This window comes from Geomonas paludis (genome assembly GCF_014193585.1).
Lineage (GTDB): Bacteria > Desulfobacterota > Desulfuromonadia > Geobacterales > Geobacteraceae > Geomonas > Geomonas paludis.
In genome coordinates this window covers 1-14,485 of sequence record NZ_BLXY01000012.1, presented here as the reverse complement: position 1 = coordinate 14,485, position 14,485 = coordinate 1, and the positions used below count along the sequence as shown (strand labels likewise).

Here is a 14,485-nt window from a genome sequence, read left to right as displayed (position 1 = left end):
AGGATCAAGACGGGTTCTCTCGTCCTTTGCGGCTTTTCGCCCTTATCCCTTTTATCCCTTTTATACCTGTTAATTGCCTTAGGGTTTTACGGAGGTACTCATGTCAGTCGCCGAACAGATCCGCACCATCGCTGCCGAGGCCAGGCAGGCTTCCTTCGCCATGGCGAAACTCTCTTCCGCCGTCAAGAACGAGCTCCTGCTGGACATGGCGCAGGGGCTGGTGAACAACGCCGAAGAGATCATCGCGGAGAACAAGAAGGACCTCGCGGCCGGCAAGGAGCGGGGGCTCTCCTCCGCCATGCTGGACCGCCTCATGCTGAACGAGGCCCGCATCAAGGGGATGGCCGACGCCATCCGCGAGGTGGCCGCGCTCCCCGACCCGGTGGGTGAGGTGACCGGCATGTGGAAGCGCCCCAACGACCTCATGGTCGGCAAGATGCGCATCCCGCTGGGGGTGATCGGCATCATCTACGAGTCCCGCCCCAACGTCACCTCCGACGCGGCCGCCCTGTGCCTGAAGAGCGGCAACGCGGTGGTGCTGCGCGGCGGCTCCGAGGCGATCCACTCCAACCTGGCCATCGCCACGGTCCTGAAGGGCGAGCTGGCCAAGCGCAACATCCCGGCGGCGGCGCTCTCCCTGATCCCGTTCACGGAACGCGAAGGGGTCACCGAGATGCTCAAGCAGGAAGAGTTCATCGACGTGATCATCCCCAGGGGGGGCGAGAGCCTGATCCGTTTCGTGGTGGAGAACTCCAAGATCCCGGTCATCAAGCACTACAAGGGGGTCTGCCACATCTTCGTGGACGCATCGGCCGACTTCGAGATGGCGCGCGAGATCATCATCAACGCCAAGGTGCAGCGCCCCGGCGTCTGCAACGCCCTGGAGACGCTGCTGATCCACAAGGACATCGCCGAGAGCTTCGTCCCCTTCATCTACCAGGCCCTGGACGCGCAGAAGGTCGAGATCCGCGGCGACGAGACCTTCCGCAGCTTTGCTCCGCAGGCCGTGCCGGCCACCGAGGAGGACTGGTACGCCGAGTACCTGGAGCTGATCCTGGCCGCGCGCGTGGTGGACGGGCTCGATGCCGCCATCGACCACATCAACCGCTACTGCTCGCTGCATACCGAGTCGATCATCACCGGGGACTACGGCAACGCCCAGCGCTTCATCCGCGAGGTCAACTCCGGCGTGGTCATGGTCAATGCCTCGACCCGCTTCTCCGACGGCAACCAACTGGGGCTGGGGGCCGAGATCGGCATCTCGACCACCAAGCTGCACTCCTTCGGTCCGATGGGGCTCACCGACCTGACCACCACTAAGTTCATCGTGTACGGTGCCGGGCAGGTAAGGCCTTAATAGAAATCCCCTCTCCCTCTGGGAGAGGGCTAGGGTGAGGGATTGGCTGGGAAAACTCCCTCACCCGCCCTTCGGGCACCCTCTCCCGGAGGGAGAGGGGCCTAGCGGAAGAAGGTCATGGCTTGTCTCTGCGCCTTGGCGGCTTTGCGTTAAGGCCTTTGGTTTTCGTCCACAACCGGAGCCGGGATAGTAATGAAAACGGGGATACTGGGGGGGACCTTCAACCCCATCCATAACGCGCACCTGCGCATCGCCGAGGAGGCGCGCGACCTGTTCCAGCTGGACCGGGTCGTCTTCATCCCGGCTGCCACGCCGCCGCACAAGCCGCAGGTGGGGGAACTCTCCTTCGCCAGCCGCCTGGAGATGGTGCGCCTGGCGGTCGCCGGCAACCCCGCTTTCGAGGTCTCGGACATGGAGGCGGTGCGCGGCGGACGCTCCTACTCCGTGGACACGCTGCGCCAGTTGCACGCGGAGCACCCGGAGGACGAGCTCTTCTTCATCGTGGGGGCGGACTCGTTCAACGACATCTCCACCTGGCACCAGTACCAGGCCATCTTCGGGCTGTGCAACATCGTCAGCGTGCAGCGCCCCGGTTCAACCATCGCCAGTCTCGCCCAGGCCCTCCCTGTTGCCATAAGTGGGGAGTTCTGTTATGATTCGGCGGCTAAACGCCTGAACCACAGTTCGGGTCATTGTGTCTACGCGCTCGATGGGGTGCTGCTCGATATCTCATCCAGCCAAATCCGGCAGCTCGTCAGTGCCGACCGTTCGATCAGGTACCTCCTTCCCGAGGCCGTCGAACACTACATAAAGGAACAAGGGTTATACGTTGATGCAAGATAAGGAAGTAATGATTCCGGCCGTTGAACGCGCCGTGAAATGTGCGGCTTTCGCTCTGGACAAGAAGGCGCTCGACGTCAAGGTGCTCGAGATCAAGAACATCTCCAGCATCGCCGACTACCTGGTGCTCGCCACCGGGCGCTCCGACCGCCAGGTGCAGGCCATGGCCGACTCGGTCAAGCAGGGGCTCAAGCCGATCGACAAGGCCATCGACACCGAAGGGTACGATGAGGGGCGCTGGGTGGTGGTCGACTTCGGCGACGTCATCGTGCACCTGTTCCAGGAGGACGTGCGCAAGATCTACAACCTGGACGACCTCTGGAGCCGCGCCCCGCAGATCGAGATCCCCGAGGAGTACCTCTGGGAGCATAAAGAGAAATGAGACTGAAGCTCCTTTGGGTCGGCAAGACCCAGGAGAGCTGGGTCCGCACCGGCATCGAAGAGTACGCGGGGAGGGTGAAGCGGTACGCACCGCTGGAGATCCTGGAGGCCCGCGAGGAAAAGGGGGCGCAGGCGGCCACCATGCGGGAGCGGGAATGCGAGCGCCTCGCCAAGCTGATCCCCAAGGGGGGGAAGCTGGTGCTCCTGGACGAAAGGGGAGAACAGATGAGCTCCCCGGAACTCGCCTCCTTCCTGTCCAAGAACCGCGACCAGGGGACCCAGGACCTGGTCTTCGCCATCGGCGGGGCCTACGGCTTCACCGACAGCTTCCGGGCCCAGGCTTTCAAGACCATTTCGCTCTCCCGCATGACGCTCACCCACCAGATGGTGAGGGTCTTCCTGCTGGAGCAGATCTACCGCGGCTTCACCATCATTAACGGTGAGCCGTACCATCATGAGTAAGGGTAAGTGATTGTTTTAAAGGTGAAGACGTTCTGCTTCACCTTTTTTAATTGGATCTAATAACTCTAATGAGGGAGAAATGCCATGCCGAGAAAGCCTCTGCTCTTGATGATCCTCGACGGTTGGGGGATCAACCCCGAACAGGAAGCCAACGCCGTCGCCCAGGCAAAGACACCCAACATGAACCGGCTCACTGCCGAATACCCCTCCGGCCAGATCGACGGCTCAGGGCTGGCCGTCGGGCTCCCCTCCGGCCAGATGGGGAACTCCGAAGTCGGTCACACCAACATAGGCGCCGGCCGCGTCGTGTACCAGGACCTGACCAGGATCAGCAAGGCGATCGACGACGGCGATTTCTTCACCAACCCGGCACTGCTGGAGTGCATGGCCCAGGCGAAGGCGGGGAGCGGCAGGCTGCACCTGGCCGGACTTCTCTCCGACGGCGGGGTGCATTCGCACGACACCCACCTCTACGCGCTGATCGAGATGGCCAAGCGGCAGGGCGTGGCGCAGGTCTTCGTCCACTGCCTCATGGACGGCCGCGACACCCCGCCCCAGAGCGGCGCCGACTATATCAGGAACCTGGAAAACCAGATCGCCCGCATCGGTTTCGGCAAGATCGCGACGGTGATCGGGCGCTACTACGCCATGGACCGCGACAACCGCTGGGACAGGGTGGAGAAGGCCTACCGGGCCATGGTGCTGGGCGAGGGGAGCCCGTTTGCCAGCGCGGAAGCGGCCATGAAGCAGAGCTATGCCGACGGGGTCACCGACGAGTTCGTCCTTCCCAGCGTGATCATGGCGGGGGGCGAGCCGGTGGGGAGGCTTTCCGACGGCGACGCCTTCATCTTCTTCAACTTCCGCTCCGACCGCGCCCGCGAGATCACCCGCGCCTTCACCGACCCGCAGTTCAACGGATTCCAGAGGGAGGCGTGGCCGAAGCTTTCCTCCTACGTCTGCATGACCACCTACGACGAAACCTTCGGTCTGCCGGTCGCCTTCGGTCCCGAGGACCTGGTCAACATCTTCCCGGAAGTGATCAGCAAGGCAGGGCTCACCCAGCTGAGGATCGCGGAGACCGAGAAGTACGCGCATGTCACCTTCTTCTTCAACGGCGGCAGGGAGGAGGCCTTCCCCGGTGAAGACCGTGCCCTGATCCCGTCGCCGAAGGAGGTCGCCACCTACGACCAGAAGCCGGAAATGAGCGCGTACCTGGTCACCGAGGAGCTCATGAAGCGGCTGGACGAGGACAAGTACGACGTCATCATCCTCAACTTCGCCAATGCCGACATGGTCGGTCATACCGGCATCTTCGCCGCCGCCGTGAAGGCGGTGGAGGCGGTGGACGAGTGCGTGGGCAAGTTGGTGGAGAAGGTGCGCGCCAAGGGCGGCATCACCATCATCACCGCCGATCACGGCAACGCCGAGATGATGCAGGACGATCAGGGCGGACCGCACACGGCCCACACCTGCGACATGGCGCCGGTGGTGCTGGTGGATGACAGCAGGAAGGGCGTCAAGCTGAGGACCGGTGTCCTCGCTGACCTCGCGCCCACCATGCTGGATCTGCTCGGCCTGCCGCAGCCGGCCGAGATGACCGGGAAGAGTTTGCTGGGGTAGCTTGTGATCCAGTCTGACGTCTGACTGGTCTGACTGGTCGGACTGGTCGGACTGGTCGGACAGAAGAGAAGGAGAAACCATGAAGATAGTTGCCATCAACGGCAGCCCCCGCGGCATGAACGGTACCACGGGACGGCTTTTGGAAGAGGTGCTGGCCGGCGCGGTGCAGGCGGGCGCCGACATCGAGATCGTCTCGCTTTCCGAGACTCCCATCAAACCTTGCGTGGCCTGTGACGCCTGCCACAAGGTCGGCATCTGCCCGGTGAAGGACGAGTACGAAACCATTAAGGATAAGCTGCTGGCTGCCGATGCTTTTATCCTGGCGACTCCCAACTACCTTTTGAGCATCACCGCCCAGTTGAAGGCGTTCCTGGACCGCTGCAACGGCCTGATCCACCTCACCGCGCTGGAAGGGAAGTACTCGGCCCTGGTCGAGACCTCCGGCGGTGGCGGCGACGAAGAGCCGCTGGAGTACCTGCAGCGCATCGTCAACGCCATGGGGGCCCAGAACGTCGGCAGCATCGGCTCTCCCGGAGCGGGCCCGCGCATGTTCCCGGACCAGGAGGCGCTGTTCCAGAAGGCCCGGGCCTTGGGCAAAGACCTTTGCGACAGCGTGCGCGAGAAGCGCTCCTTCCCGGAGCAGGACCCGTTCCGCCTCGGCTTCAAGGAGCGCATGAGCCACCTGATCGGCTTCATGGGCGAGTGCTGGCCTTATGAGAAGGAGTATCTGGCACAAAGGTAGAGCTGAGATCGTCAGATCGTCCCGGTGGCAGCGCCCTCACCCCTGCCCCTCTCCCGGAGGGCGAGGGGAAATGATGCCTTCTCCCTCCGGGAGAAGGTGCCCCGCAGGGGCGGATGAGGGAACCGGCTACCGGGAGAGACAGGGCCCGGGAGATCTTTCTCGGACCTGGTCAACGCCCCACCACATGATCCATTGGAGGATACATGAGCAACACCGAAGAGTTGAACAACTGGGCCTTCGCCCACAAATGCGAGAAGGCGGTTGAGAACCTCAAGAAGAACGGCTTCGACGCGCTCTACTGCCATAACGGCGAAGAAGTGTTCCACTACATCGTCAACGAGGCGGCCCAGGCCAAAAGCGTCGGCTTCGGCGGGTCGCTTTCCATCGCGGACCTGAAGCTCTCCGACAAGCTGAAGGGGATGGGGAAGGAGATCCTGAACCACGGTCTGCCGGGGCTTTCCCCTGAGGAGAAGCTGGCCATCACCAGGCGGCAGCTTACCTGCGACCTCTTTCTGACCGGGAGCAATGCGGTGACTCTTTCCGGTGTCCTGGTCAACATCGACGGCAACGGCAACCGCGCCGCCGCCATGTTCTTTGGTCCGCAGAAGGTGATCGTGGTGGTGGGACGCAACAAGCTGGTGGACGGCAGCATCGAGGACGCAGTACAGCGCATCAGGACCTACGCCTCGCCGCCCAACGCCAAGAGGCTGAACCTCTCCACCCCCTGTACCACCACCGGCTTTTGCTCGGACTGCAACTCGCCGCAGCGCATCTGCCGCGTGACCACCATCATCGAGAGGAAGCCGAGGAACACCGATATCAGGGTGCTGGTGGTGAACGAGGATATGGGACTTTAGAGAAGCAGAAGCCGTTCAACGTTCTACGTTCTATGTTAAAACCAGGACCTTCCGTGCTGATGGCAAAGGGACAGATGCAGCGCGGACTTCATGCAAGGGGCAAGGAGCGTTTCTAACGTCGAACGTCGAACGTTGAACGTTGAACGGGTTTGTTTCTTGGGGGTAGTCATGCTCTTGCGCCCTCTGATCGATCTGCTGTTTCCCCCTTTGTGCCATGCGTGCAAAGGGGCCATACCTGCGACCGGGGCGGAGGAACCTCCGCCCCAGCCTTTCATCTGTGCCGACTGTCTCGGCAAAATCACTTTTCTCACCTCGCCCCTGTGCACCCGCTGCGGTGCCCCCTTTGCCACTGGCGATGGCCGCGACCATACCTGCGGCGCGTGCCTGTCGCATCCTCCTTCCCATACCTGCCGCTCGGCGGCTGTCCTTGCCGGTCCGCTCCAGGAAATGATCCATCGCTTCAAGTACGGCGGGAAAATGCACCTGGCCGATCCGCTGGGGCTGCTGGCGTACCAAAGGCTGGAACAGTTCCTGGACGAGGCCAATCCAGACTGCGTGGTGCCGGTGCCGCTGCACCGCAAGAGGCTCCGGCAACGGGGCTACAACCAGTCCCAACTGATCGGGGAAGTGCTCGGGAAGAAACTACGGGTGCCACAAGTGGTGGGGAACCTGCGCCGGCTGCGCTGGACGGAGCCACAGACGGGGCTGGATGCCGGCGACAGGGTGACTAACGTGAAAGGCGCCTTCGGGGTGCGGGATCCGAAGGCGTTGGCGGGAAAGCGGGTGCTGCTGGTGGACGACGTCTTTACCACGGGGAGCACCCTCGGCGCCTGCGCCGACGCGCTGCGCGACGCTGAGGTCGCCGCGGTGGCGGCGGTAACGGTGGCGCGGGGGCTCCAGCAGTAGTGTGGCGCCCAGTAGAAGGGACTGGCTCCGCTAGGTGCCTGTCCCTCTAGCGGAACGCTCCTTTTGGCTCAGCCATCTGCCAAACAGTAGGGGGACAGGCACCTGGCGGAGCCAGTCCCCCCTGGCGCGGTTGGTCCCCCCTCCCCTTGCGGGAAGGGGCTAGGGGGTGGGGTGAGAGTCAAGGGAGGGGGAGTCCGGGGACGGCGCGAAGAAGGCTTCGAGCCTCCGGCAGATCTCTTCTTCCGGTGCCTTCTGTACGGTGACGCCGTGCAGCGCGGTGAGGAAGATCTTGCCGTAGTTCTTGGTCAGTACCCGCGAATCCAGGATCAATACCGCGCCGCGGTCCTCCTTGCTCCGGATCAGCCTCCCGAAGCCCTGCTTGAACTTGATCACCGCCTGCGGCACGGTGTAGCTCATGAAAGGATCGCCCCCCTTGGCGGTAATGTGCTCGCTCCTCGCCTCCAGGATCGGCTCGGTGGGAACCCGGAAGGGCAGCCGGGTGATCACCACCAACTCCAGCCCCCGCCCCTGCACGTCCACTCCCTCCCAGAAAGAATCGGTACCGAACAGCACAGGGTTGAGCGAGTTGCGGAACTTGGAGAGGAGCATGTGACGGTTGGTCTCCCCCTGGCGCATCGGGGTGAGGCCGGCGGCCTTGAGCGGCTCGGCCAGGCGGTTGAAGACCCGTATCAGGAGGTCGTACGAGGTGAAGAGCACGAAGGCGCGCCCCTGGGAAATCTTTAGCGCGTCCAAAAGGTGGCTGCACAGCCGCGCCTCGAACATGGGTGAGGTCGGCTCGGGCATGTCGGAAGGGACCGCCACCAGCGCCTGGTGCGCGTAGTCGAAGGGGGAGGGGAGCAAAAGCTCGCTGACCCGATCCTTGGCGAGCAGCTCGATGCCGGTGCGGTGTTTCAGAAAGTCGAACTTCTCCCCGATGGCGAGCGTGGCCGAGGTGAGCACCACGGTCTTGAAGCGGTCCAGGATCGCCTTCTTGATTGACTCGGCCACCTCTAAGGGAGAGCAGCAGAGCTTCACCAGCGGGCCCTTTCTCAATTCAAACCAGCGGCAGAACTCATCCTCCCGCGCCATGAAGAACCTCAGCGCATCGACGGCGCACTCGATCCTCCCTTTCACTCCCCTGAGGTCGGTGAGCGGCCCGGCCAGCTTTTCCAGCACCTTGTCGGAAAGCTTCTCGCATCCCTTCAGAAACGCCTGCATGGCCAGGGCGTAGTCGGAAAGCTCTTTGGCCATATTCTCGATGTGCGGCGTCACCTCATGCCAGAGGGGCGTATTATAAATCGCCGGCGTCACGCGCAGCTTCTGCTCGACCCCGTCCTTCTTCAATTTCCTGAACAGCGCCTCGCCGATCTGGTCCATGCCGCGGGTCACCGCCTCCAGCACCGCGACCCTCCTGGGGATCAGGCGCCCTTCCAGGACTTCGGCGATCTCCAGGTAGAGGTCGTCCTGCGATTCCGGTACGGCGGCGGAGAGCTGCGTGGAAAGCTGCGGCAGCACGCCGCGATGCGCTTTCCTTGGGTGTTGCAGTTTGCCCAGCAGCTTGACCAGCCCCAGTCGCGAGACCTGGCTGGAGAGGAAGTTGGTGGCGACATCCTCCAGGTGATGCCCCTCGTCGAAGATGAGCCGGTGGAAGGGGGGGAGGATGGCGGTGGCGTCGTAGCCGGTCTCCTGGCGCACCGAGAGGTCGGCGAGGAGCAGGGCGTGGTTAACCACGAGGAGGTCGGCGCCGGCCGCCTCGCGCCGGGCCTTGTAGAAGAAGCAGCGCGGGTACTCCGGGCACTTCACCCGTCCGCACTGGTCCGACTCGCAGCATAGCTCTTCCCATACTTCATCCTTGGGGATGAAGGCCAGGTCGCCGCGGCAGCCGTCCTCGGTCTTTTTGCTCCAGGCGACGATGGCGTCCAGCTCCTGGGCGGTGTCGTCCTTGAAGAGGGAGGCGTCGGCGGCGTTCACCCGCAGCTTCCTCAGGCAGAGGTAGTTGCCGCGCCCCTTGACCAGCACGGCGCGGAACTGCACGCCGGCGTGCTGCTGCAGAAACGGGATGTCCTTCTGGATCAGCTGCTCCTGCAGGTTGATGGTGTTGGTGGAGATGACCACCCGCTCCTTGTTGCGCACCGACCAGAGGGCGGCGGGAAGGAGGTAGGCCAGCGACTTGCCGGTGCCGGTCCCGGCCTCGACGATGGCAACCTTCTCCTCGTTGAATGCTTCCGAGAGGTTGAGCGCCATCCTGCTTTGCTCGGGACGGTGCTCGTAGCCGGGCAGGGCCTGGGCCAGCACGCCGTCGGGCGCGTAGAAATGCTCGACCTCGGGATAGGAGAGGCGTTCCACCACCTTGCGCGCGAAGGGCGCGACCACCTGGTTGGCGCGGGAGGCGTCGTTGTTGACGATGTAGAAGCCGACCCCTTGGTTGCCCAGGAGCGAGGCGATCTCGATATCGGGTTGCGAAGGGTTGAGGTTGCCGGAGGGGTGGTTGTGGATGACCACGTCGCCGAAAGAGCAGGCGATCATGATGGCGGGGACGGCGTCCTTGTTGCCGCGCGCCAGCGGCTCCACCGTGACGACGATGCGCGCCTCGTCGGTGCGACCCAAAAAGAAGACTTCGTTGCCGTTTGCTTCTGAGATTGCAGTGCGGAGCTGCTCGATGGCGAGAGCTGAAAAGTACTTTTGCATGACCCGGTTGAAGATACAGGGTTTGGGTGGGGGAGGCAACTGAAAAGGCTAGGGGATGGGGGCTAGGGACTGGGGGCTGGTCTCCCCTCGCCCTTTGGGAGAGGGGCGGGGGTGAGGGGTGTCTTTGGCGGTTGGGCCAACCGGAGAGGCGGGCGAATGATTATTCGCCCCTACAGGATGTGCGTGTTTATATATGCCAGCAAAAGGTGAATGTAGAGTGGCAGCGTGATTGATAGATCGGGCCGCTATGTGTTAGAAGGGAAGCCGAGGAGTTTTCATGCTGCGTTACAACACATTTTCGGAAGAGCTCAAGAGGGTGTTCGGCTGCAAGGTGCAGCGGCTCTCGGTGGACGCGGGATTCACCTGCCCCAACCGCGACGGCAGCGTCGGCACGGAAGGGTGCATCTTCTGCGGCGGCAAGGGATCCGGGTCCTACGGGATCCTGCAGGGGGTAGGGGTCGCCGAGCAGTTGGAGCACGCCAAGGAGGTCATGGTCAGGAAGTACAAGGCGGCCCGCTTCATCGCCTACTTCCAGTCCTACTCCAACACCTACGCGCCGGTGGAACAGCTGCGCCGGCTCTACGACGAGGCGCTTTCGGTGCCGGACGTGGTGGGCCTCATCGTCGGCACCCGCCCGGACTGCCTCCCGACCGAAACCCTCGACCTCCTCGCCGAGTACGCCCGGCGCTGCTACTTCTGGCTGGAACTGGGCCTGCAGTCGCCGCTGGACCGCACCCTCTCCGCCATCAACCGCGGCCACGACCTCGCCTCTTTCAGCGCCGCCGTCAGGGAGTGTCAAAAGCGCGGCATTCGGGTCTGCGCCCACATCATCCTGGGGCTGCCGGGGGAGAGCCGCGAGGAGATGCTCTCCGGTGCGGAGTTTCTCAACCGGGCCGGCGTGGACGGCGTCAAGGTTCATCTCCTGCACGTGATGCGCGGCACCCGGTTGGCCGAGTTGTACCAGGCCGGAGAGGTGCCGCTTCTGGACCGGGACAGCTACGTGGGGCTGGTCTGCGACTTTCTGGAGCGGCTCGACCCCAACATCGTGGTGCAGCGGCTGACCGGTGACGGCAACAGGAAGGATCTGATCGCGCCGCTTTGGTCGCTCGCCAAGTTCGAGGTGCTGAACTGTATCGATCACGAACTGGAGCGGAGAAACACCAGGCAGGGCGCGCGGCGGGGACTGGCTCCGTAAGGTGCCTGTCCCCTTTCTACCTCACCCCCTCCCGCAAGCCCTTTAGTTCCACGCGCGCGGCTTGGTGCTCAGGGGACGGCTGCCTTCTGCGCGGGCCAGTATCTTGGGAACTTCAATCCTCTTCGCCAGCGCCGGGCGCCAGAAATACGAGTCCCGCCCTTCTGCGCCGCCAACTCTCGTTATCCTCAGCATCACGCCGGTTTCGGCCGTGGGCTCATAGCTGAACTTGGTCAGCAGCCGCGCCGGCCTTTTGACGTCGAGGCTGTAGCTGCCGTCCCCTTCCTCGGTGAGGCGGTCCTTGGCGCCAAGGGCGACCACGCCCCGGTTCCGCTCGACGCCCTGCCCCTCGCGGCGCTTCTCCAGGTAGCTCAGCCAGATCTTGTTCGGTTGGCCGACTACCGTCCTCAGCCCCACCTCGTCCTCGTAACCAAGCCGCCCGAAGGAAACCGCGGCGATGTCGTCACGGGTCAGTCCCGTGACCGCCTTGCCGCTGCCGTCTTTAACGGTGAAGTCGACGTGCAGGGAGCCGTCGTTGGCGATGGTCACCCAGCCTATCTTCAGTTCCATCCGTTCCGCCTGCTCAGGTGCAGCTGTTTTATGGGCGGCCTTGCCTGCGGCGCCGGATTCTGCGGCAGTAGCAGTCAGCGGAGACGCTGCTAAAAGCGCGGTGGCGATAATGGTCATGACTGTGAGGAAATTTGCTCTGACACTTTTCATAATGTCCTCCTGGGATGGGTGAGTATTTACACCGCTGTCGATCTGGTGTAAGGATAGGACTCAAATAGTATCCTTGTGAAGGGCCACATTTTAGAAATTTTATGGATACACTTCGTTTACAGCTTTGTTCTTCCGCCGAGGACGCTGAGAGAGGGACGGCATGATCTATCTGAACCCCGAGTCAAAAAAGCCTTTATATCAGCAGCTTTATGAGCAGCTGAAACATAACATCATAACCGGCGAATACGAGAAGGGGAGCCGGCTGACGTCGACCAGGGACCTGGCCAAAAATTTATCGATCGCGCGCAACACGGTGGAGGCTGCCTACGACCAGCTCTGCATCGAGGGGTACGTGGAGGGGCGGCACGGATCGGGTTACGTGGTGCAGGATCTCCAGGAGGACCTGCTGAATTTTCCCTGCATCACGGGGGAGGGCGACGATTCGGAGTTCCTTCCGGTGACCGGGCCAGCCACGGATGTGGAGGAACCGGCGCCGGTGCAGGCCAACCCGGTGAAATACAACTTCTCCTACGGCGATTTCGATCCGCACTCCTTTCCCCACGCGCTGTGGCGGCGCCTGAACAACGAGGTGCTGACCTCGCTCAAGGTCGATTCCATCGCCTACTACGGGGATAAACAGGGGGAACTGCAGTTGCGGCGGGAACTGGCGAAATACCTGCGCCAGTCGAGGGGTGTCAAATGTTCCTCGGATCAGATCGTGGTCGGCGCCGGACTCCAGGACCTGGCCATGATGATCTGCCTGCTGTTTCCGCCGGAGGAGCGGATCCTTGGCATGGAGGAGCCGGGTTACGACTTCACCAGGGTCATCTTCGGCAACCACGGCTACCGGGTGCTCCCGATCACGGTGGGGGAGTCGGGCATCGACCCGGCGGAGCTGAAGCAAAGCGGGGCGCGGCTCGCCTACGTCACCCCGTCGCACCAGCTCCCGACCGGCGTGGTGATGCCGATCCAGCACCGCATGCGGCTGCTGCAATGGGCGGAGCAAAGCGGAGGGGTCATCATCGAGGACGACTACGACAGCGAGTTCCGCTACCGGACCCGGCCTATCCCTGCCCTGCAGTCGATCGACTGCCAGGAGCGCGTGATCTATCTCGGGACCTTTTCCAAGGCCTTCGCGCCCGGGCTGCGCATGGGGTACATGGTGCTGCCGCAGTGGCTGCTGGCCCGGTATCACACCGTCTTCGAGCGCTACAAGTGCGCCGTGCCCCGGCTGCAGCAGTACGTCGCGACCAGCCTCTTGTCGGGGGGGCACTGGGACCGGCACTTGAGGAAGGTCTGCCTGGTGAACAAGAAGAAGCACGAGGTGCTGGTGCAGTCGATACAGAGGGAGATGGGGGATCGGGTGCGGATCTACGGGTCCCACGCGGGGCTGCACGTCCTTTTGGAGCATTGCACCGGCGAGACCCAGGAAGCGATGGTGGCGCGGGCGGCGGCGTACCAGGTCAAGGTGACGCCGACCCGGCAGTTCTGGCAGAACCCGGCGTCCGCCCCGGAGAACCTGATCATGATCGGCTTCGGCGGCCTCTCCGCGGAGGAGATCGCCGAGGGGATAAAGCTGTTGCGGCAGGCGTGGTTCGGCTGATCGCGTGAAGGATGCCGCAAAGATTATTTATGGTTAACTCTTGTGGTGCTTCGGCTTGTTGGACCGGACAACGGAGGGGGCCATGGATATCTCGGGCGAGATTACATCTTTTGACGACTTCCGCAGGCTGATCATCAAGACCGCGCCGGGCTCGTGGAACTTCTTCCGGGGCGAGAGCCGCGACTTCTATACCCTGATCCCGAAGATCGGACGGCTCACTCCCGATCCGGGCGGCGCTGGGCGGCGTCCCGCCAGCGAGGTGATGCCGGCCGACATCTACGGCGAGTACCAGGCGTTGCAGGAGTTCAAGAAATCGGGGCGCCACCTGGTCGAGGTGCAGCCGGCCACGGAATGGGAGTGGCTGGCGCTGGCGCAGCATCATGGCCTGCCGACCCGGCTGCTGGACTGGTCGGTGAATCCGCTGATCGCCCTGTACTTCGCCGTCGCCGCGCCCTACGGCGACCTGGACCTGCGGCGGGACCGGCTCAACAATCCCGACTACTGCGGCGGCGCCGCGCTCTACATCGTCCATACCATGTACGGGCTATCCGACATCGACGAGAGGGCCAACCCCTTCGAGGCCGACACCTGTTTCTTCATGGCGCCGGTGATCGCCTCACGCATCAAGGCGCAAAGCGGGGTGTTCTCGCTGCTGAGGAACCCCTGGCGGCCGCTGGAGCAGCAGCTTTCACCGAGGGAGCATATCCGCAAGTACCGCATTCCCTTTGAAAACCGGGGATTCCTAGCCCAGGAACTGAAGCTTTTGGGGATCAACCATGCCTTCGTGTTCGCCGACCTGGACGGGCTGGCGAGGTACATCCAGGAGAAGGTTTCCGACAAGATAGATCCCCAGCAGTCGCTGGCGCACCGGCATACCTAGAACTGCGGGGCTGGGGGCTAGGGACTAGGGGCTAGTGAAAAAGGGACAACGTAAAAAGGGGACAGGCACCTGCGGAGCCAGTCCCCTTTGATTTGTAACGTAGAACCTAGATGTTGAGTGCCACGACATCGTGGACAGATTTTGATGCCAGGACATCGTGGACACTCGTTCCCTCAACGTAATTTGTAGTCGAATTCCTCGACCTGGATTCGGTCTTGGAAAACTTTCAGTTTCTGC

The 14,485-nt window shown here is 62.9% G+C and carries 13 protein-coding genes; 11 read left to right on the top strand and 2 right to left on the bottom strand.

The window, feature by feature from the left end; translation table 11 throughout:
• Nucleotides 1–100 precede the first annotated feature (100 nt).
• The 8 genes from H7687_RS18275 to H7687_RS18240 all read left to right on the top strand — a co-directional run bounded on the left by H7687_RS18275 (nt 101) and on the right by H7687_RS18240 (nt 7,165).
• Nucleotides 101–1,357 carry a glutamate-5-semialdehyde dehydrogenase gene (locus tag H7687_RS18275; RefSeq protein WP_183350082.1) on the top strand — a complete coding sequence of 419 codons (1,257 nt, stop codon included), beginning with the start codon at nt 101–103 and terminating at the stop codon, nt 1,355–1,357.
• 192 nt (nt 1,358–1,549) lie between these two features.
• Nucleotides 1,550–2,200, top strand: coding sequence for a nicotinate-nucleotide adenylyltransferase (gene nadD / locus H7687_RS18270; RefSeq protein ID WP_183350080.1), 651 nt, complete (start codon nt 1,550–1,552; stop codon nt 2,198–2,200).
• Nucleotides 2,190–2,579, top strand: a complete 390-nt coding sequence (gene rsfS, locus H7687_RS18265; protein WP_183350078.1) for a ribosome silencing factor — start codon at nt 2,190–2,192, stop codon at nt 2,577–2,579. Before nadD ends, rsfS begins: the two co-directional genes overlap by 11 nt.
• Nucleotides 2,576–3,040 carry a 23S rRNA (pseudouridine(1915)-N(3))-methyltransferase RlmH gene (locus H7687_RS18260; protein ID WP_183350076.1) on the top strand — a complete coding sequence of 155 codons (465 nt, stop codon included), beginning with the start codon at nt 2,576–2,578 and terminating at the stop codon, nt 3,038–3,040. The genes rsfS and H7687_RS18260 overlap by 4 nt, the downstream gene beginning before the upstream one ends.
• A gap of 84 nt (nt 3,041–3,124) precedes the next feature.
• Complete coding sequence (gpmI, locus tag H7687_RS18255) at nt 3,125–4,660, top strand: 2,3-bisphosphoglycerate-independent phosphoglycerate mutase (RefSeq protein ID WP_183350074.1); 1,536 nt, start codon at nt 3,125–3,127, stop codon at nt 4,658–4,660.
• 79 nt (nt 4,661–4,739) lie between these two features.
• Nucleotides 4,740–5,402, top strand: coding sequence for a flavodoxin family protein (locus H7687_RS18250; protein ID WP_183350072.1), 663 nt, complete (start codon nt 4,740–4,742; stop codon nt 5,400–5,402).
• 203 nt (nt 5,403–5,605) lie between these two features.
• Complete coding sequence (locus H7687_RS18245) at nt 5,606–6,259, top strand: lactate utilization protein (RefSeq protein ID WP_183350070.1); 654 nt, start codon at nt 5,606–5,608, stop codon at nt 6,257–6,259.
• A gap of 168 nt (nt 6,260–6,427) precedes the next feature.
• On the top strand, nt 6,428–7,165 hold the full coding sequence (locus H7687_RS18240; RefSeq protein WP_183350068.1) for a ComF family protein: 738 nt from the start codon (nt 6,428–6,430) through the stop codon (nt 7,163–7,165).
• Between the two features lie 159 nt (nt 7,166–7,324).
• Here H7687_RS18240 and H7687_RS18235 read toward each other — a convergent pair whose 3' ends face one another.
• Nucleotides 7,325–9,853, bottom strand: coding sequence for a helicase C-terminal domain-containing protein (locus tag H7687_RS18235; protein WP_183350066.1), 2,529 nt, complete (start codon nt 9,851–9,853; stop codon nt 7,325–7,327).
• A gap of 277 nt (nt 9,854–10,130) precedes the next feature.
• Between H7687_RS18235 and mnmL the strand changes: the two genes are divergently transcribed.
• On the top strand, nt 10,131–11,048 hold the full coding sequence (gene mnmL, locus H7687_RS18230; RefSeq protein ID WP_183350064.1) for a tRNA modification radical SAM protein MnmL/YtqA: 918 nt from the start codon (nt 10,131–10,133) through the stop codon (nt 11,046–11,048).
• Between the two features lie 42 nt (nt 11,049–11,090).
• Here mnmL and H7687_RS18225 read toward each other — a convergent pair whose 3' ends face one another.
• Nucleotides 11,091–11,765, bottom strand: a complete 675-nt coding sequence (locus tag H7687_RS18225) for a hypothetical protein (RefSeq protein ID WP_183350063.1) — start codon at nt 11,763–11,765, stop codon at nt 11,091–11,093.
• Nucleotides 11,766–11,925: 160 nt separating this feature from the next.
• On the opposite strand from H7687_RS18225, the gene pdxR reads away from it, so the two are divergent.
• Nucleotides 11,926–13,368, top strand: a complete 1,443-nt coding sequence (gene pdxR / locus H7687_RS18220; protein WP_183350062.1) for a MocR-like pyridoxine biosynthesis transcription factor PdxR — start codon at nt 11,926–11,928, stop codon at nt 13,366–13,368.
• 82 nt (nt 13,369–13,450) lie between these two features.
• Nucleotides 13,451–14,248: an FRG domain-containing protein gene (locus tag H7687_RS18215; RefSeq protein WP_183350061.1), complete on the top strand. Its 798-nt coding sequence runs from the start codon at nt 13,451–13,453 to the stop codon at nt 14,246–14,248.
• Nucleotides 14,249–14,485: the final 237 nt, after the last annotated feature.